This window comes from Paenibacillus sp. MSJ-34, from assembly GCF_018918005.1.
Taxonomy (GTDB): Bacteria; Bacillota; Bacilli; order Paenibacillales; family Paenibacillaceae; genus MSJ-34.
In genome coordinates this window covers 1-20,170 of sequence record NZ_JAHLPR010000057.1, presented here as the reverse complement: position 1 = coordinate 20,170, position 20,170 = coordinate 1, and the positions used below count along the sequence as shown (strand labels likewise).

Here is a 20,170-nt window from a genome sequence, read left to right as displayed (position 1 = left end):
GTTAGAGGGGATAGGCGGAACCGTCTGCGGCCCGGGAATCCCATTCCATATTCTGCAAAGGCACCTTAACAGGTGTCTTTTTTCATAGGCTGCCGGATGTTTCGCAACGGAGATCGGCCAGATGATCCGCGTCCAATTGGATTTAGTGGTAAATTGTACCGTTAAATATGCCAAAAAACCGTGCACGCTCATATTAGCGGAAATTTCTGGAGCTAATTTCGGCAACGGCGGCAAAATGGGGATTTGGGCGAAATTAGCGGTAGGAAATCCATCTAAAGTCGCCACTCAAGGCAAGTCTATGAAATTACCGCCGGTTTTTGGAGCTAATGCACGAGGATCAAGTTTTTGGAGGTGTTTTTACAGCCGAAACTGCGCCCCCATCATAAATTACATACTCCCGTTTCAATCTGCATACCGCAAAGTTAGATAATGTAGACGAACCTTAGAAAGGGTAAATATACAGCAAACTGTCCCGAAATATATAATCGTAGCTTGAAAGGAACGTATCGCTTTCGAAAATGACTGAACGTGAAAGGGGAGTCTATATGAAAAAAGTGTTATCTATCGGCATGATCGCCGTCATGCTGCTCATGCTGCTTGCGGGATGCGGCAGCGGGAAGGAAGCGGGAACGGATCAAACGTCCCAACAGGAAAAAACGGGGGAAAGCGCCGCGCCCAATGCGGAACCGGGCGAACCGGTCACATTGACGTTTGCGAGCTGGAGCATTACGGAGGAAGCGACGAAAGACGCATTAGAGCAAATGGTTGAAATGTACAAACAGATTAAGCCTAATGTGACGATCGAATTTATCGGCATTCCGTTCGGCGATATTAAACAACAAACGTTCGTCATGGCTTCGTCGAACAATACGCCTGATATTATTCAAACGTTCAGCGCCACGTTCCCAACGTATGCGACTTCGGATATTATTATGCCGCTGAACGATTTGCTCGGGCAGGATTATATCGACGACCTCATGCCTTCCATGGTCGCGGATTATTCGTATAACGGCCAATTAATGGGAGTGCCGTGGGCGCCGTCGCCGTATGTGCTCTACTATAATAAAGAATTGTTTAAGCAAGCCGGATTGGAAGACCGGCCGCCGGCCACCTACGATGAAATGATTGAAATGGCCAAGGCGATCAGCCAACTGAAAACCGACAGCGGGGAACCGATTTACGGTTTCGGCGAAGCGACCGACAAATTGCCGATCAACGGCATGATCTCGTTGCGGAATATTTACAGCTTTGGCGGATCGATCTTCGACGAGAAGGGGCAAGTAAACGTGAATACGCCGCAAGTTGTGGAAACGCTTCAGTTCTATCAAGATTTGGTGAACAATAACATCTCTCCGCAAGGGGCCAAGCTGAAGGATTTGCGCAATCTGTTCTCGATCGGACGCCTCGGCATGTACATGGACGGATATTACGGCAAAGCGGTATTCCGTTCGTTAAGCGGGAAGGGGGAGGAGTTCGACAAGGAGTGGGGCGTAGCGCTCGTGCCGAAGAATAAGACGGATCAATCCGTTTCGATCGCGGAGGCTCACGGCTTGGTCGTCGCTGCCGATTCGAAGCATAAGCAGGAGGCGGCCGATTTCATCAAATTTTTAACCGATAAAGACGCCATCTCGCTGTACCATCAAAAAAGCGACGTCCTTACCTCGAGAATATCGCTCAGCGAATCGCCCGAATTCAACGCCTCGGAATTTGACAAAGTGTTAATCGAACAGCTGCAGACGGCGAAGTCGTTGCCGGCCAACAATCCGGGTCTGGAACAGGCATATTTGGACATGTCGGAAGCCGTGCAGAGAGTGAGCGTCGCGAAGGAAGATCCCGCGAAAGTTGCGGCCGACTTAAACGCGAAGCTGCAACAAATTTTAAAATAGCGAAGAAGGGATGTTCGGCATGAATCGACATAACGGAACAGCGGCTCCCGTTCCGGTCAAGGCAAGCCGGAAATGGCTTACCGAGAAGCAGCGGGACCGTTGGTTTACTCTCATTATCCTTTCTCCGGCGTTGATCGTACTGCTGTTTACGATCGGCATTCCCATCGTAAAGTCTATTCATATGAGTTTTTTCGACGTTACCTTGCTCAAGATGAAGGAATTTACATGGAACAGCTTCGGGAACTACCAGAAAATGATAGCGGATTCGCAATTTGCAAGTTCATTGTGGACGACGGTAAAATATGTATCCGGCGTAGTGGCCGTACAGTTTGTGCTGGGAATAGGACTCGCTCTTATTCTCAATACGAATATGCGGTTTCGCAAAGTGGCAAGAACGTTGGTCCTCGTTCCGTGGATCATCCCTACCATTGTAACGTCATTGCTATGGATGTGGCTGTATCAGCCGCAATACGGCGTAATCAACTACATTCTAAAAAGCTTGCATTTGATCGATGAGCCGTACCAGTGGTTGTCCAGCGTTCATCTCGCGCTGCCGGCCGTCATGATCGCCGCGTTGTGGAAACAGCTGCCGTTTATGACGACGATGCTGCTGGCAGGCATGCAGGGGATACCCGAAGATATGTACGAAGCCGGCAAAATTGACGGAGCGAACGGGAGACAGATGTTTTTTTACATTACTCTCCCTTTCCTGAAACATACCATCAAGACGGTAACGCTCATCTCGATCATCGAAAATTTCAAGATGTTCCCGCTGTTCTGGGTGATGACGGGGGGAGGGCCCATTAACGCCACGACAACGCTTGCGATCTTGAGCTACAAGAGCGCGTTTATCGAGCTTGATCTTGGGAAAGGGGCTGCGATCGGAACCGTATGGTTAATCATCATGCTGCTGCTCTCTTGGTTCTATAATCGATTGTTCGCAATCGGGGAAGAGCGGCCGAGAAAGGCGGGGGCACATTGAGAAGAAACGCAATCATTCAATTCGCGGTATCCAGGGCGGGCTTCATATTCTATCTTATTTTCTTATTTTTCCCGTTATATTGGATGCTTGTCACCTCGTTCAAAACGAATGACGTCTTGTTCAAGCTGCCGCCGGAGTGGCTTCCGTTCACTCCTACTTTTCAGCATTATGTTAAGTTGTTCAGCAATAACGCGTTTCTCATCTATTATAAGAACAGCTTGATCGTCAGCGCGGGGACGACCGTGATTACGCTGCTTGTCGCGGTATCGGCCGGCTACGCCTTTTCCAGATTTCGCTTCAAATTTAAGGAATTGCTGATGTTCTTGATTTTATCGACGCAAATGCTTCCCATCGTCGCTCTGCTCATTGCGTTGTATTCGATGTATAATATGTATGGGCTGTTGAACTCGCATATCGGATTGATGTTGGCGTTAACGACATCTTCGCTCCCTTTTTCGATCTGGATGATCAAAGTGTTCTTCGACAATATTTCCGGCAGTTTGGAGGAAGCGGCCAAAATCGACGGATTAGGGCGATGGGGGATTCTGTTTCGTATCGTGATGCCGTTGTCGAAACCCGGTATTTTCGCGGTGGGAATCTATACGTTCATCCTGTCGTGGGACGATTTCCTCTACTCGTTAACCTTGATTAACAAAGATACGCTGCGCACGCTTAATCCGGGGATATCGATCCGTTATATGGGAGAAGTGTCTTACGACTGGGCCAACATTATGACCGTTTGCGTGACGGCCGTATTGCCGATTGTCATTTTGTTTATGTTTTTTCAAAAATATATGGTTTCCGGGTTGACGGCGGGGGCTGTCAAAGAATAGCGTCACTGAATTTATAGCGATGGGAGCAAAAAGCGATGAAATTGAAATTACGAGGTGGGTTGGCGAGCAAAATCCGTTTTAACAGGCTGTTCACCGTATATTTCATCTCTTTTTCTCTCGTTATTATTTTGCCTGTTTATATTGTTGGAATCGCTTCCTATCAGTTCGTATTAGGCAAGATGGAAGAACAATTAAGCCAATCGCAATTGATCGAATTGAAGCAAATGAGCATTTCCTTGAACCAGACTTTGCACGATATACATAACTTGTCCACGGTGGTGGCTTTGGACGGGAATATATACGGCTATTTGCAGAACGAAGACGATCAGTACGCTTCGAACAATATTCGGGATACGGTGAAAACGCTGGCTTCCACCAACGAGTTCATTCAAGGCATCAGCATATACAAATCGAATTCGCGCCAAATCATCTCGAGCAACGAACTTACCAGGCGCTACGCGGGCGAGGAGCGGGACAAGTGGGTCGAGAGCATTCAAAAGGCGGACGCGGCGAATGTGTGGATTTTCGCTCCCGACACGCCCAATATTAAAAACCGGGACGGAAGCAAGGAAAATATTATTACGTTCGCGCGCAAATTTCCTTTCGTTTCCGGCGAGGATTACGGTTATATCGCGATTCATGTTTATGAGAAAGAAATTTCCGCCCTGATCTCCAAGCTGCAGATGAATCCGTTTACGAATATTTATGTGGTCGACGATCAAGGCGAGACGCTCGCCTCGCATATTTCCCGGCAAACCGATGGGGGAGTGACCGCCGAACGCATCAACCGTTTGCCCGGTTCGGATCAAGAGGGATATTTTGTAGATAGCGGCAACGGTCCGAACACGCTGATCGGTTACTCGAAATCGTTCCGCAACGGATGGGTGATCGTTTCCGAGACGCCTTTGGATTATTTGTTGGACAAGCTCTCGCCCATCCGCAATATGACGATCGGAATTTGCCTGCTGCTTACATTTGCCGGTTTGGCAACCGCCTACCTGCTTTCCAGATCCATCTATAATCCGATTAAAATGATTATCGATAAGTCGAAAAACATTATCCATCATTTAGGAGGCGGCGCCGGGTTCGAGCAGGGGAACGAGTTTCAGTTCGTAACCGGGGTGCTCGATTCCGTGTTTCTGCAGAACAAGCAATTGATCGAGTCGTTTCGCGACAGCATTCCTGCGCAGGCGGACCGGTTTCTTTTCAGCTTATTGCATAACAATGTCGGTTCGATCCGGGAAGCCGAAGATAAAATCAATTTTCTGCAATTGGATTTGTCGACGTCTCAATCCGTCATCGTCGTGATTGAAATCGATCAATATACGGATCTGCTCAAAAATTATTCGATCCGCGACGTCAATTTGTTTAAATTCGCCGTTCGCAACATAGCGGAAGAGGTGATCAGAGCGCAGTACACATGCTTGTCTGCCGAAGTAAGCGAGAACCAGATTGCGGTATTGGCCAATCCGGAGACGGAGTGGGAACTTGCCAAACCGCAAATCAACTTGCTTTGCGAACAAATACAAGAATCCGTGCATCGGCTGTTGAAACTGCGCGTCTACATCTCGGTCGGACAATCGTACGATCATATTTTGCTGGCCTATCTGTCCTTTACGGAAGCGACGGACGTTCTGAAGTACAAATTGCATTTGGGAGAACGGCAAATTTTGTTTTTCGAAGACGTTCAGGCGGATCGCGACATCGATTATTACTATCCGTTGCAGTTGGAGAAACAATTATGCAACTGCATTTTGACCGGCAATGCGTCCGGCATGCACGAATGCCTGGAGCAATTGAAGCGCGATATTACGGAAAGGGAACATCTATCTTACGAAAATTTATATCGAATCTACACGCGTTTATTGGATGCGGCGATCTCTATTCTTGTCGACTCCGGGGGGGCGATTAAACAATTGTTCGGCGAACATTATCATATCTATAAGGAACTGGCCGGTTGCGAATCGCTGCATGAAATTCATTCGTGGATCGGAAGCGTATTCGATCGAATCGCGAATTATGTGTCGCAAATCCCCAGAGCCAACAAAACGATTGAGAGAGTGCTGCAATACATTGAAGATCATTACGGAGATTTCGCCTTGTCGGTCGAGGCGATTGCCGATGTTGTCGATTTGCATCCCAATTATTTAAGCAGATTGTTCAAGCAGGAATACGGCAAGACGATGGTGGAGTATATCGGGCTGCGCCGATTGGAGGCCAGCAAGCAATTGCTGGCGGACTCCGGCCTGAGCGTGCAAGAGATCGCCAGAAAAGTCGGTTATAACAATATTAACAGTTATATTCGTTTCTTTAAGAAGAACGAGGGAATTACCCCCGGCGAGTTCCGGAAAATTAACGGCATCAACGGGAGGGAGAACGAACTATCGTTGAAATCGGGCGTATAATCGCATGGCTATCGTGCCTTGCGGTTTTTTTGCCGATTGATTCGCATCCGATCAGAGTTTTCAATTAGCGGGAAAAACTACAGTTAAATCTATCGAAGCACCGCGCAAATTTATTTTAGCGGTAATTTCTGGAGCTAATTACGGCAACTGCGGCAAAAACGCGGATTTGGGCGAAATTAGCGGTAGGGATTCCATCTAAAGTCGCCGATGGGGGCAAATCCGTGCAATTAGCGCCAGTTTTTGGCGGTAATGCTTGAGGAGTCCTTGCGAATACGGGGTGACTGCGATTGATCATCGGCGCGCAAAGCGGGAACCGGCAAGATCACGCCATGGAAGCCCGGCGGTATGAAACCCGCCATCGCTTCCATGATTGCGTGGTCTGTCCTGCATCGCGCCGGCGACGAACGCCATCGCCATCACAGCACTGTCGCGGGCAGCGACGACCGCCGCAGCATCGCCGACGAACAGCGCCGCCACCGCCGAAACGACAACCGGGCTGCCGCCTATTCAAAAGCTTGCCGCCCCCGTCCCGCCAAGCCTGCCAGAAAACGTTATACCGATGTCGATTCGCGGATGATCAGCTCATGCGGCATGATGAGCGTTTGCATCTCGCTTTTTTTGTTCTTGAGCTTGTTGATCAGAATACGGGCCGCTTCGCAGCCCATTTCGTACATCGGCTGCGCTACCGTCGTTAAGGTCGGATTCATCATGCTGGCGAACGGGATGTTGTCGAAGCCGACTACCGCCACGTCTTCGGGACAGCGGAGGCCCGCATCGCGGATCGCTTTCAGCGCGCCGATCGCGAGCACGTCGCCGACGGCGAATACGGCGGTCGGAGGCACGTCAAGATGAAGCAGCGTTCTCATCGTCTGCAGCCCGTGATCGTAGTTGAGGTCGCTGTAGCAAATATATTGCCGCCGGACCGGTATGCCGGCTTCCTCCAATGCTTGCGTATAGCCTTGGCGGCGGTCGACCGCGTACTTGTATTGTTCGCTCGAGCTGATCAGCGCTATTCGCTCGTGGCCGATCGCGATCAAATATTTGACCGCCTTGTACGCGGCGCTGACATTGTCGATCCCGACAAAAGGAATTCGCTCATCCAGCGTCTTGTCGCCGCATTGTATGACGGGGTAGCTCCGGTCCAACTCCGCAGTCAGAACCTGCTCCACGGTAGGGTCGAGCGAAATGATTCCGTCGGCGATCCGCTGTTTGGCCATGTTTAAATAAAAGCTTTGAATCTCTGAAGACGAGTCTGTCTCGCATACGAGAATGTAGTAATTTTCTTTGCGCGCCGTATCTTCAATTCCTTGCAGCACTTTCGAATAGAACGGATTGGAGATGCTCGGCAAAATGGTCAAGATCATATGGGTGCTGGAAGTCCGTAAATTTCGGCCCAAAATGTTCGGCTCGTAATTCAGTTTGCGGATCGCGTCTTCCACGGCTTTTTTGGCGCGGGCGGAAACGGCCGAATGGCGGTTGATCACGCGCGAGACGGTGGCGACGGAAACCCCGGCTTCCTTAGCGACGTCTTGAATGGTAACCATAGGTACATGCGCCCTTCTTTTTTAAATAATAATATTTTATCAAATTTTGGTTCATTTTTCCTCTGCGCTTATTGCAATTTATCCTCTACGAGCATAGGCGATATTACATTTCCCGGTTGGGATGGTGCCATTAAATACAACGGATTTTTGTACAAAACTTGAAATCTGCGAGAGTGCGCAAAATGTATAGGGAAAATCATACGCTTTGTGCGGCACACGCATCAAATCAGTCGATTTCATTCGAAAATTCGTACACAATGCGCGATTTGAGCCCGGATCCTGTAAATGTATGCGAAAAATCATACAAAACGAGCGGCACACGCATCGAATCAGTCGATTTCATTCGAAAATTCATACACAAACCGCGATTCGAGTCAGGATCCGGTAGATATGTATGAAAATTCATACATAATGCGCGATCCACGCTTATACCTCATCGACAACCTCATACAGGTCCGTTAGCGAGAGGAAAAGTGGAAATTCGGGAAGGCAGGGACAAATTTTGTCCGTTGCTGCTCCCTCCCAGATCGATAGCGCCCTCAAAATCCGTTAACTCGTAATAGCATTCTCGGACAAAATAGGGCCTCCAAAATCCCTTAATCTTGGCAAAATTGTAATCGTTTACGAAATTATATATGAAAAACAAATATGATGTCAAACGAAAGGATAAGCCGGAAACGGGCGTCACGCAAACAATGTAAGAAAATCTGCAATGGGCAGTTGACAGAAAAATGAAATGGTAATAGAATACAAATTAAATTTATAGAAAACGATTACATAAGGTATTTATGACGGAACAGCAGGGTTGATAAAAACGGAAATAAAAAGGCTTAATCAGTACCAGTTTTATTTTATGCGTCGCCAATGCAGAAAAATGTAATGGATTACATTTCAACTTGAAAGGAAGGTTGGCATGAAAAACTTGCTATGCCTCAACAGCAATACGTATCACGGATTTTCGCTGGACGAAGCGATCAGGGGGACGGCGAAGGCCGGTTTCCGTTATATCGAGCTTGCCGCCGTTCGCGGATATACGGAGCATGTCAGATGGGAGATGAGCGGCGACGAAATCCGGGACGTCAAAGCGAAATTGGCGAATCACGGCCTGGAGTGCATCGCGCTTGGGGCGCACAGCAATTTAAACAGCGCAAAGGGAGTATCCAATTTTGAACAAAGCATTCGTTTGGCGAGCAGGATTGGGTGCAAATATATCGTGACATCGACAGGCGACGCGCATGACGACCATGATGTGATCGAGGATGAAAGCGAGCTGCTCCGCGTTTTGAAACCGCTTGCCAAGATGTGCGAAAGTGTCGGGATCACCCTAACGATCGAAACGCACGGCAACAACTATGCAACCGGCAAGGCGGTCAAGGCGTTGGTGGAACAATGCGATTCGCGGTTTATCGGGGTCAATTACGATACGGCCAACGTTATTTTCTACGGGCGGACCGTTCCTTACGAAGATTTGCAGCAGTCGTCCGACCGCGTGGAATTTATCCATTTGAAAGATAAAATCGGGTTCGACCAAATTTGGAATTTCCCCGCGATCGGCGAGGGGGATATCGATTTTGCGAAAGTGTTCCGCATTTTGCAAACGAAGAACTGCACCGCTCCGCTCAGCGTCGAAATCGAATTTACGTCGGCAGGACCTTCCGGCTTGGAAGAAGTGGATCAAGCGGTCGCGGACTCGTACCGGGCGATTCAAACGGTCATGTCGCAAATGAACCGCTAGCTCCCGCTAGCGTTCAGATAAATCAAATAACAGGAGGATTCACAAGCATGAAAAAGAGAACGTCACAATGGTTGGGGTTATTGCTGGTATTGACGATGTCGATCGCTTTATTCGGCTGCGGCGCAAAAACAGAGAACAACGAAACGCCGTCCGCCGAAAACAACAAACCGGCGGAAACGCCGCAAGACAAAAAGCTGAAATTCGGTTACATCGCTTACAACATGAAAGATATGTGGAATATGTACGGCGCCGAGGCGTTCGAGTATGCCGGCAAGCAGACAGGGGTCGAGACGGTTATATTGGATGCGGAAAATAATCTGGAAAAATCGGTATCGCTCATGGAAGAATTGATCTCGAAAAAAGTCGACGGCATTTCCATCTATCCGATCTCGCCCGAACAAGCGGCTACGCTGAGCAAAATGGCCAACGACGCGGGCATTCCGGTCACGTTCGAAAACTTGAAGCCGGGCGACAATGCGGGCGACTATATTTCCACGGTTGCCGCGGAATACGATGTGATCGGGGCGAAAGCGATCGAATTCATCGCCGCGACTTGGCCGGGCTCCAAAGTGCTGTTTGTAGCCGGCGCCAAAGGTTCGGGCGTATATGAAACCTACCAGGAAGGCGTCGACCGCGCCTTGCAGGAAGCCGGAGACAAAGTGACGCTTGTGGACGTCATTCACGGCGATTGGGAAACGGAAAAATCGATGAACGTAACGCAAAACTTTATTCAAACGGGCAAAGAATTCGATGTCGTATTCGCCAACAATGAAATGCAAGCGAAAGGCGTCATGAACGCTTTGAAAGAAGCCGGTTTGCAAGACAAAGTGAAAGTCGTATCCACCGGCGGAGGCCCGGACGGCCTGAAAATGATCGAGGACGGCGAATTGACCGCGACGATGTCCGCGCCGGTATCGCTGCAAGGACTCATTACGTTCAAAAACTTGTACCAGCACGCCCATGGCAAAACGCCGGATAAATTCATCACATTGCCGATTATTCCGGTGACGAAGGAATCGTTGCAAAGCTCAATCAGTTGGCAAGTGAACGACTTGGCGGTCGAATATATCGGCGGTTTCGAATAAGGTCGATAACGGCATGAACAGCATTTACGAAAGCAAGCAACCCTTTATTGAAATGAAGCATATCGTAAAAAGCTTTTCCGGCGTACGGGCTTTATCGGACATTACGCTCGACGTCTACGCCGGGGAAGTGCATTGCCTCGTCGGCGAGAACGGCGCAGGCAAATCCACGCTGATGAAGGTGCTGTCGGGAGCGTATATACCCGACAGCGGCAAGATCGCGGTAGGCGGAGAAGAATATTCGACGTTAACGCCGCAGCTTGCCCGTTAGTGCGGGATCAACATCATTTACCAAGAGAATTTGCTCGTGCCGACGATGAACATCGTGGAAAATATTTTCGTCGGACATGAAAAAACGAATCGGTTCGGTTTCGTCGACCGGAAGGCGATGCTGGCGAAAACGATGGAAGATATGAAGTTTCTCGGCATCGAGCTCGATCCGTACCGGAGAATCGAACATCTCAGCGTGGCGGAGCAGCAGTTCGTGAAAATTTTAAAAGCGCTGGTGATGGAGCCAAAGTTGCTCATCATGGACGAACCGACATCGATGTTCAACGTGGAGGATGCGGGCCGCGTGTTGAAGCTGGTAAGGAAAATCGCCGGCAAAGGAATCAGCATTATCTACATCTCCCACTTCTTGAAAGAGGTTGCGCAAATCGCGGACCGCATTACCGTCATTCGCGACGGCGCCGTAGTTAACACTTACTTCAACGAGAACAGGGACATCGATTTGGGTCGGATAACGAAAGATATGGTCGGGCGTCCCGTCGATCTGTTCTATTCCAAAGAAGAGCACCCGATCGGCGATGTCGTCCTGGAGGTAAGAGGCTTGAAGCTGCGCAAAGATTCTCCGCCCGTTCATTTTACGCTAAGGGAAGGGGAAATTTTGGGCATCGCCGGCATGGTCGGTTCGGGACGCACGGAAATCGTGCGCGCTCTTTCGGGAGCGGATAAACATGACAGCGGCGAAATGGTTTTCAAAGGGAAGAAGCTGAGCGTCAAAAATCCGAAAGACGGAATCGAGGCGGGCATCGCGCATATTACGGAGGACCGGCAAAGGCTCGGACTTATGCTCGGCCACAGCATCGTCGAGAATATGACGGTCGTCGGGATGGATAAACGGGTGCCGGGATGGTTCGTCAATGTGAAACAGCATGCTCCGCTGATCGAGCCGATCGTTCGGGACTTGAATGTGAAAACTTCGTCTTTGTTTAAAGAGGTGAAATATTTAAGCGGCGGCAACCAGCAGAAGGTCGTGCTGGGCAAATGGCTGTTTGCCGGCGCCGACATATTCATTTTCGACGAACCGACACGCGGCATCGACGTCAATTCCAAGACGGAATCCTACAAAGTGATGTCCGCGCTGACCAAAGAGGGGAAATCCATCATTATGATCTCTTCCGATATGCCGGAGCTGATTTCGATGAGCGACCGGATTCTCGTCGTCCGGCAAGGGCGAATCGCGAAGGAATTGACGAAGGACATGATTTCGGAGGAAGCGATCATTAAAAGCGCATTAGAGGTGACTGCAGATGAGTGAGATTCTGGCCGGATTGAAGAGCAAAGAGACGCTGATGAAAAACCAGAAATTTATTTTGCTCTGCGTAATCGTGCTCGTGTCGGCGGCGGTCGGCAGCATAAACAGCAATTTTTTTAGTTTAACGAATATTTTTGCGATTTTTCAGCAAGTTTCGGTACTGGGCATTTTAACGATGGCGATGGCGCTATTGCTTATTTCCGGCGGAATCGATCTGTCGATCGGAAGCATTATGGCTTTGAGCGGAGTCGTCATCTCGAAAATCATGATGAGCGGCGGCTCCGTCGGAGTTGCGGTTGCGGCCGGCCTTGCCGTCGGCTTGGCATGCGGCCTCATCAACGGATTGATCGTCAGCAAGAGCAAAGTGATGCCGCTGATCATTACGCTCGGAATGGGAAGCGTCTATTTCGGCATCGCGCTCATTGTGTCGGAAGGCAAATTCATGAATTTCGGCGGGCAGTTTGAATTTATCGGGCGCACAAAGTTTTTCGGCATTTTCCCGTTCACGCTCGTATTTTTGTTCGTTACGGTTGTGCTCGCTTTCATCTTGCTGAACTATACGAAGTTCGGCCGCAGAATCGTGTCGATCGGGGGCAATGAAGAGAACGCCTACTTGTCCGGCATTCCCGTCGACCGTTATAAAATCGTCACGTACGGCATTAGCGGCGGCATCGCGGGCCTGGCTTCGATCGTGCTCGTTTCCCGCCTCGATTCGATCGTGGCGACTGCGGGACAAGGATACGAGTTGTCCGCTTTGACCGCGGCCATTATCGGCGGAGTTACGTTCGAGGGCGGACGCGGCACGATCGGCGGCGCCTTCCTCGGCGTCGTCATGATCGGCCTGATCTCCAATGCGATGACGATTTTGTCGGTCAACTCTTACCTGCAGACGGCGATTACCGGAGGCATTATCGTCGTGGCGGTCATATTGAGCAATTTGAGCAAATTACGCAAAAAATAGCGCCTCTGATACTCACGGAGGTCCCGTCCGCGTCAGATCGGAGGTGAACATATGTTGAAAGTCGGCATCATCGGCGCGGGGTTTATGGCAAAAACGCATGCCGATGCATACGAACGAATGGCTAACGTTGAAATCGCAGCGTTCGCCGAGGGGAACGAAACGGCGGGGCAAGAGACGGCGAAACGATACCGGTGCCGGTATTATTCTACAGCGGAAGAAATGTTGCGGGCCGAAGAGATTCAATGGGTCGATATTTGCGTCCCTACGTTTCTGCATGAGAAATTTGCGGTGATGGCCGCTCGAGCGGGAAAACATATCATGTGCGAAAAACCGTTGACATTGACATTGGAAGCGGCCGGCCGAATATACGAAGAGGCCGATAAGGCGGGAGTGAAGCTGCTCGTCGGGCAAGTGCTCCGCTTCTGGCCGGAATATCAAGCGATGAAGCGGATTTGCGACGAAGGACGGATCGGAAACGTCGAGGTTGTTCGAGCGGAACGATTGGCGCAGACGCCGAACTGGAGCGGGTGGTTTCAAGACGTGTCCAAGAGCGGCGGCGCGCTGTTCGATCTCCACTTGCACGACATCGATTTTATGCGGCATTTGCTCGGTCCGGTCGAATCGGTGTATGCGATCGGCCGGCAAAGCGCGAACGGCGCTTGGGATCAGATCGCCACCAGCTTGTCGTTCCGGAACGGCAGCAAGGCAAGTATCGAATGTTCGAACCAAATGGCGAAAGGGTTTCCGTTTACGATGGCGCTGCGTGCCAACGGAACCGGAGGGACGCTCGATTTCCGCTACGCCGCGGGTCATAATCTGGAAACGCGCGACTCCGCCGCTGTCCGATTTATGCTGTATCGCGACGGCAGGGAAACCGAGGTGACCGTGGAACGGCAAGACGCGTTTCAGCTTGAGTTGGAGCATTTTATAGACTGCATCGGCAAGAACCGCATGTCCGAGATCGTACCGCCTGCCGAAGTCCGCGAAGTGCTCGGCATCATGGAGGCCATCCGGACCTCGCTCGAAACGGGTCGAGTGCAGATGCTGTAAGAAAAGAATCGTTCGATTCGAACTTTTTATGCGAAGGATGTGCCGCATCATGATGATGTTGCTGGCGCATCCTTTTGTTTTGCCGCGTTTGCGGCGGCCGAACATCGCGCTATACCGGGATAAAATACCGTTTTCCTAATTTAGACATTTATTTATTTTTTGCGGGGCAGAAACTTTTGGCGGGGTTGGAGCGTTTAGATAACAAAGGGAAGAACACATGAAGTTGAATTCAAACAGGAGGATGAAGGTGTGAGAAAAATATTGTCAGCGCTCGTGGCAGTGGCGATGGTACTTACGCTATCGCTGCAATCGCAAGTACACGCAGCTCAACCGATCAGCATTTATATCGACGGCGTCAAACTGTCGACGGACCAGGCTCCGGTTTCGGTTGGAGGCAGAGTCTTGCTGCCGATGCGAGCCATATTCGAAGCTTTAAATGCTTATGTAGATTGGGAACCGAAGTCGAAGACGGTAACGGCCGTGAAAGACGGAACGACCGTTCAACTGAGAATGGGTTCGAAAACGGCGACCATCAATAATGCGACCGTTTCGCTGGATGTTCCCGCGCAAGCGATCAAAGGAAGAACGATGGTTCCGGTCCGCTTTGTCAGCGAAGCGCTCGGTGAAACCGTCGATTGGAATTCCAGCGCCAAGACCGTATATATTACGACTTCGGGGGATGTCGGCGCAGCTTATAATGTGAATGCGCGCATCGTCGGAGAGAAAGGCGACGGGCGGGATCTGGAAGCCAGCTTCACGAAAGCGTCCAGCGACGCCTATGTCGATCATTACCGCGTCATGGTCGTTAAAGCGGATAGGGTGTCAAACTTTACGCTTGCCAAGGCGCAATCCGTTTCTTCCCGAGATTATACAGTTGTGAAGGGGCAAGGCATTAACCAGACCGTTTCGTTCAATTCGCAAACCCGGGATACGGACGGCGATCTGCTGCGTGCGGACCGCGATTATGCCGTATTCGTCTTGTCGGTCGGCAAAGCGTCGAACAAATACGCGCTTTCCCATCCTTCCCGGACCGTGACGATTTCCGGCGATTCGGCGGTAAAGGCGGCAACGGATATCAAAGTTAGCGATGTGAACGACTACGGCGACGGCCGCGATTTGCGGGTCAGCTTCACGAAGCCGGGCAATGACGCGAATATCGCAAACTATCGGATTATGGTCGTGAAAACGAAGGATGCGAGCGAGTTCACGCTGGCGAAAGCCAATGCGGTGCCGAGCTCGTATTCCACCGTCGTCAACAGAACGGGCTCTTCGACAACGACGTTAAGCTCGTCTTCCAGAGACGTATCGGGCGATCTGATCCGCAACGGCGTGCCGTACACGGTCTTCGTCCTGTCGGTGAGCAGCCAGCCGAATTCGGCTCCAAGCAAGCTGTCGTCAGGATCTTCCTCGATTACGTTAAACAGTTCGATGGCAGTGCCTGTCATTACGAAAGTAGAAGATGTGAGCAACTACGGCGACGGCCGCGATTTGCAAATCAGCTTCACGAAATCGTCCGAAGAATGGAAAGTCGGCTATTACCGCATTTTTGCCGTAAAACTGAAAGACGCTTCCAACTTTAACTTGGAGGCTGCGAATAAAGTATCGTACGGCAGATATTACGATGTATCCAAGACGGGCAACAACATTAGCGTCACGCTGCCTTCTTACGCGAACGACGTTGACGGCCATTCCATCCGCAACGGCGAAACGTACCGCTTGTTCGTCATGGCAGTCTCGAGCGATTCGAAATCGTACGATAACGTACTGTCGGCGCCTTCTCAGGCGATTGCGCTGTCGAACAGCGCGGTTGTCGGCGCGGCGACCAACGTCACCGTGAACGATGTCAGCAATTATAATGACGGCCGCGACATGAAAGTAGAGTTTTATCGGGCGTCCGACGAATCCGTGATTCATCATTACCGCGTCATGGTTGTGAAAACGGCAGACGCGCATCGATTCAACTTATCGGCGGCCAACAACGTTTCGAGCTCAAACTATACGTCGGTGAACAAAACGGGAAGAGATCTCAGCTTGACGCTGAGCTCCAGCGCGAGAGACGTGGACGGATCGCTGATTCGCAACGGCACGAGCTATACCGTATTCGTCCTGTCGGTCGGGAACAATTATAACGGCAATGCGTTATCCAGCCCGTCCGCATCGATTACGTTGTCGAACAGCTCTACCGTATATCCCGTCAATTATGTCTCGGCAAGCGATGTCAGCGACTATAACGACGGCCGCGATTTGCTGGTTACGTTCAATAAAGCCGCCGACGAATCGAGCATTAGCCATTATCGCATTATGGTAGTCAAATCGGCGAATGCCGGCCGGTTTAACCTGTCGGCCGCGAATAACGTATCGAGCGCAAACTACACGCTGGTGAACAAAACCGGCTGGAATATTAGCCAAACGCTGTCTTCCGGAGCGAGAGACGTAGACGGATCGGCGATTAAAAACGGAGTCAGCTACCGCATCTTCGTCTTGTCGGTAGGAACAGGAAACAACGGCAATGCGCTTTCGTCTCCGTCGACGGACATTACGCTGACGAGCAATTATGCCGTACCGGCCGTGACCGGACTGAACGCTTATGCGATTCCGAATTACGGCGACGGCCGCGATATCGAAGTCAGCTTTGTGAAAGCTTCCAATGAAGCGAATGTGGCCGAATATCGCGTCATGGTCGTTCCTTCGGATCAATCCGGCGGATTCCGTCTCGGAGAGGCGAACGCCGTTGGCTCCGCCAACTATACGAAAGTGGCGAAGCAAGGCAGAGATATTAGCCTGCGATTGTCCGATTCCACCCGCGATGTGAATGGAAACGGCTTGGCGCGCGGCGTGAAGTACAAAGTATTCGTCTTGACCGTGGCGGATGCAAGAAGCGGTTCCGCCAACGCGTTGTCGGCTCCGTCCGTCGATGTGCAGTTGACGGACTTGGCCGTACCGGCCGTCACGAATGTGACCGCTATTGCGGACGGCACCAATATGCAAGTAAGCTTTACGAAAGCAAGCAACGAATCTAGCATTGCGTATTACGCTGTCATGGTCGTACCGTCCGGTTCCGCCGGAAGCTTCAATCTGGCGGAGGCGAACCGCATCGGTTCGTACGGATACAAGTCGGTCGGCACCGGCAACAGCTCCGTCACGTTAACGACTTCCGACACGGATATTACGGGCGCGTCGCTCCGTACGGGCGTCTCGTACCACGTATTCGTCCTTTCCATCGCGGACGGACGGATCGCTACCGTAAACGCGTTGTCCGGCGCTTCGGGCGAGGTCGTTCTGCAGGAGCCTCCCGTTCCTGCGAATAACGGCGTCACACCTCAGGATCAGGTAACGCCGGAGATTTAAGCACAATAATAAACGTATCTGGAAACGACAGGGCTGCCCCGAAATTTTGGGGCAGCCCTTTGTTTGCCACAATATCGAAACCCCTCGATAGAGGTTTTCTCATCGCAGCCTTATTTTTTTGCCGTCCGCGGTCGTCGTATAATCCTCCGGTTTCCGTTCTTCTCTGCTCCGCATATCGATAGATGCGCCCGCTTCGATCAGAAGCTGCAGCATGTCGCGATTGTAGGTGATTTCCGCCAATTGGACCCCGGCGTTCGGGTCGGCTCCTTGTTCCAGCAGATAGGACGCGATCTCGATTTGATCGGACATTACGGCGGATTGCAGCCCTTGATTGGGATCCCCGCCATGCTTGATTAACAGCTTGACGACGTTCAACTCGCCTTTCTCGATCGCCGTCTCCAAAGCCCATCCGTCCTCCTCGGGATTGGCACCTGCGCCGATCAACAAACGGACGAAAGGCTCGGAGTGCCTGTTATGGTTAATCGCCAACGATAACGGATGCATCAGGATTTGTTCCCCGCTTCCGTAATTGGCCGATAGATTGGGATCGGCGCCATGTTCCAACAGCAAGCGAACCATCACCAATTCGCCGTCGCGAATCGCAACGTGAAGCGGATTGAGGGAAACGCCGGCGTTCGGATCGGCGCCCATCTTCAGCAGCCGTTCCGTCTTCCGGTAGTCTTGCGATTTCACGGCGGCGGCCAGCATGAGATCTTTCGGGTACACGAGCAAGACCAACAAGACGATCGTTAAAACGACAGCGATGCCCGATAATGCGATTAAGCTCCAACCTCTGGGTTTCATGTTAAGTTCATCCTATTCGTTATGTAGTAGAGCGCACTTCTCTACTATACAATGGATAGGACAATTATTCCAAGTTATTTTCCGGCCGTTCCGCCCCCATGGCCGCTTGATCGCCGATGATATAAGCTTCCGGTATGCGGATCGTCTCCTCCGGAACGGCTTGATCGTTCCGCCGCATTTCGTTGCGGATCCACGAACGGATCATTTGATTCGTTTTATCCGCCGCCAACGTAGGAAGCCGGTGATTTTCCTCGCGGAACGTAATCAGTTTAAATTTGCGCAGCCCTTTCTGGAGCAGATGGCAATAACGTTTGAAGCTTTTATCCTTGCCGCCGAACATCAGCAGGATGGGAGCGTCGATTTCATGGAGACGGTTGGTGCAGTTATAGTTCAAGCTGTACTTGTAATATTGGCGAATATTGCGCCAGTCTCCTTTCAAGGCGTCCTTCATCAAGCGGCGAAACGTTGCCATACTGTCCGAGTTGCCCCATGTTACGCCGAGCGTAAGCAGGCGAATGGCTGCTTTCCATGACGATAACCCGATCGCGGCGTGAATTCGGCCCCGCAGGTAGAAATCGCTTGCCTCAGACATCGCGCTGATCAATATGCCGCCGCGAAAGCGGTCGGGATAGGACAGCATCGCTTCCAAGGCGATCGACCCTCCCGTTGAGTAGCCGCATAGGAATGCCTTCTCAATGTTCAGGCGATCCATTAGACGCAAGATGTCTTCGCAAATGAGCGGATAGGTGACCGGCGTTTGGGACGGTTCGCTTCGGCCATGTCCCCGAATATCGAATGTAATCACTTGAAATTCGTCGGATAACTGCATCTGTTGGTAACGAAAATTGGCGCTTGAAATCAGCGGGGGATGAATAAAGACGATCGGGACGCCTTCGCCGTATGTTTCATAATACAGCATCGTTCCGTTGATCCGTTCCAGCGGCATAGCATTCCATCTCCTTCGGTTGTTCATGCGTTGACGGCAGCGACAGACCATGCCGACTGCGTTATTTTTCCATTAATATCCCCCGGTATTCTATAAAGTATCCTTGTCATATTGCTTTTAGTTGCGTTTTCGCTTTGGCGATGATGTCGCTCACCTTCTGCTCCAGATCGGCGTTTCGCTGCTTCTGGTCAACTAACTGGCGCGATACCGCAACGAGAGAGGAGAGCGAATCGGCCGCGTTTTTCGCCGTTCCTTTCGTCGCTTGATTCGCGTTTTTGACCGCGGAGGCAACGAGTTTCTTAGTCGAGGCGACCTTGCTGCGCTGCGCTTTCAGCTGCACTTTAACCGGATTGACGCCGGCCAACGTATCGTTCATCTTCTTTTTCTTTTTCGCCGCTTGATCTTTGGCGTTTTTGAGCGATTGTTCCTTGTTGCGAATGTCTTGACGGGCCGCTTGAACGGCGATCTTCATAGCATCCGCCTGCGTTCGGAGCAGCGCGTTCAATGTTTTGTTGTTGAGCCGCCTTGCCGCGGCGATTTGCTTGTTCAGGGCGGTATACGAGTCGAACAGCGGCTGGTAGCGGCCTTTGGCTTGTTTGACTTGCTGCTGCAGCTTGTTTACCTTATCGGCGTCGATCTCTTTGATTTGTTTCCGCAATACGACTAATTCTTCCTCGTTCTTGTAATGAATTGCTTTTATTTTCGCGTCCAAGCTTTGATCTTGCTTCCGCAATGACTGAAGATCGCCGTTCAGCTTGGTTAACCGGCTTGCTTGCGTCTTGTCCGCGCCTGCGATTAGTTTGGCGAGATTGGATTTGGCGGTGGCGGACAATTCGAACGATGCGGCCGCAACGGCGGGCGCCAGGGCGGCGAAAGCGAGGGTTAGCGTGGCGAGGAACGCCGTCATTCGTTGAAACAGCATAAGTTGATCCTCCTCATATAGTATTTCTTGAAGGCAGTTTTGAGTTTACTTCCAGTCCCCTAGGGGACTGGCGGCCGCCTTCAAAATTTCCAGTTGATCTTTGAAAAATAAATTTGGGACTGGACTTTCCGGAAT

Annotated in this window: 15 protein-coding genes and 1 pseudogene; 11 read left to right on the top strand and 5 right to left on the bottom strand. The window is 50.9% G+C overall.

Features of this window, described 5'->3' with window-relative positions:
• Positions 1 to 545 precede the first annotated feature (545 nt).
• Genes KQI79_RS23435 through KQI79_RS23420 form a run of 4 tightly spaced genes read left to right on the top strand, consistent with a single transcriptional unit; the run spans position 546 to position 6,106 of the window.
• The gene (locus tag KQI79_RS23435; RefSeq protein WP_216540741.1) at positions 546 to 1,886 is read left to right on the top strand and encodes an ABC transporter substrate-binding protein; all 1,341 of its coding nucleotides are present in this window, start codon (positions 546 to 548) and stop codon (positions 1,884 to 1,886) included.
• A 19-nt stretch (positions 1,887 to 1,905) separates the two neighbouring features.
• Positions 1,906 to 2,868, top strand: a complete 963-nt coding sequence (locus KQI79_RS23430; RefSeq protein WP_216540740.1) for a carbohydrate ABC transporter permease — start codon at positions 1,906 to 1,908, stop codon at positions 2,866 to 2,868.
• On the top strand, positions 2,865 to 3,701 hold the full coding sequence (locus KQI79_RS23425; RefSeq protein ID WP_216540739.1) for a carbohydrate ABC transporter permease: 837 nt from the start codon (positions 2,865 to 2,867) through the stop codon (positions 3,699 to 3,701). Before KQI79_RS23430 ends, KQI79_RS23425 begins: the two co-directional genes overlap by 4 nt.
• Before the next feature lie 35 nt (positions 3,702 to 3,736).
• Complete coding sequence (locus tag KQI79_RS23420; protein ID WP_216540738.1) at positions 3,737 to 6,106, top strand: helix-turn-helix domain-containing protein; 2,370 nt, start codon at positions 3,737 to 3,739, stop codon at positions 6,104 to 6,106.
• 227 nt (positions 6,107 to 6,333) lie between these two features.
• Here KQI79_RS23420 and KQI79_RS23415 read toward each other — a convergent pair whose 3' ends face one another.
• Both KQI79_RS23415 and KQI79_RS23410 read right to left on the bottom strand, forming a co-directional pair.
• Positions 6,334 to 6,474, bottom strand: coding sequence for a hypothetical protein (locus KQI79_RS23415; RefSeq protein WP_216540737.1), 141 nt, complete (start codon positions 6,472 to 6,474; stop codon positions 6,334 to 6,336).
• Positions 6,475 to 6,657: 183 nt separating this feature from the next.
• Positions 6,658 to 7,650 (bottom strand): LacI family DNA-binding transcriptional regulator, encoded by a 993-nt coding sequence (locus KQI79_RS23410; RefSeq protein ID WP_216540736.1) that lies wholly within the window; start codon positions 7,648 to 7,650, stop codon positions 6,658 to 6,660.
• A gap of 913 nt (positions 7,651 to 8,563) precedes the next feature.
• Here KQI79_RS23410 and KQI79_RS23405 point away from each other — a divergent pair.
• From KQI79_RS23405 to KQI79_RS23375, 7 genes and pseudogenes are all read left to right on the top strand, one after another.
• A complete protein-coding gene (locus KQI79_RS23405) occupies positions 8,564 to 9,385 on the top strand; it encodes a sugar phosphate isomerase/epimerase family protein (RefSeq protein ID WP_216540735.1) in 822 nt (273 codons plus the stop codon).
• Between the two features lie 47 nt (positions 9,386 to 9,432).
• Entirely contained in the window at positions 9,433 to 10,470 is a 1,038-nt protein-coding gene (locus KQI79_RS23400) for a sugar ABC transporter substrate-binding protein (RefSeq protein WP_216540734.1), read from the top strand.
• A 13-nt stretch (positions 10,471 to 10,483) separates the two neighbouring features.
• Positions 10,484 to 11,002, top strand: a pseudogene (locus KQI79_RS27830) (ATP-binding cassette domain-containing protein); the annotation flags it as partial.
• Entirely contained in the window at positions 10,976 to 12,007 is a 1,032-nt protein-coding gene (locus KQI79_RS27825) for a sugar ABC transporter ATP-binding protein (RefSeq protein WP_367398235.1), read from the top strand. The pseudogene KQI79_RS27830 and the gene KQI79_RS27825, both read left to right, overlap by 27 nt.
• A complete protein-coding gene (locus KQI79_RS23385; RefSeq protein WP_216540731.1) occupies positions 12,000 to 12,965 on the top strand; it encodes an ABC transporter permease in 966 nt (321 codons plus the stop codon). The genes KQI79_RS27825 and KQI79_RS23385 overlap by 8 nt, the downstream gene beginning before the upstream one ends.
• Positions 12,966 to 13,016: 51 nt before the next feature.
• On the top strand, positions 13,017 to 14,015 hold the full coding sequence (locus KQI79_RS23380; protein ID WP_216540730.1) for a Gfo/Idh/MocA family protein: 999 nt from the start codon (positions 13,017 to 13,019) through the stop codon (positions 14,013 to 14,015).
• 249 nt (positions 14,016 to 14,264) lie between these two features.
• Entirely contained in the window at positions 14,265 to 17,363 is a 3,099-nt protein-coding gene (locus KQI79_RS23375; protein WP_216540729.1) for a copper amine oxidase N-terminal domain-containing protein, read from the top strand.
• A gap of 99 nt (positions 17,364 to 17,462) precedes the next feature.
• Here KQI79_RS23375 and KQI79_RS23370 read toward each other — a convergent pair whose 3' ends face one another.
• The 3 genes from KQI79_RS23370 to KQI79_RS23360 form a co-directional block, all read right to left on the bottom strand.
• Positions 17,463 to 18,167: an ankyrin repeat domain-containing protein gene (locus KQI79_RS23370; protein WP_216540728.1), complete on the bottom strand. Its 705-nt coding sequence runs from the start codon at positions 18,165 to 18,167 to the stop codon at positions 17,463 to 17,465.
• A gap of 64 nt (positions 18,168 to 18,231) precedes the next feature.
• Positions 18,232 to 19,113, bottom strand: coding sequence for an alpha/beta fold hydrolase (locus KQI79_RS23365; RefSeq protein ID WP_216540727.1), 882 nt, complete (start codon positions 19,111 to 19,113; stop codon positions 18,232 to 18,234).
• Positions 19,114 to 19,219: 106 nt separating this feature from the next.
• On the bottom strand, positions 19,220 to 20,035 hold the full coding sequence (locus KQI79_RS23360; protein ID WP_216540726.1) for a coiled-coil domain-containing protein: 816 nt from the start codon (positions 20,033 to 20,035) through the stop codon (positions 19,220 to 19,222).
• Positions 20,036 to 20,170: the final 135 nt, after the last annotated feature.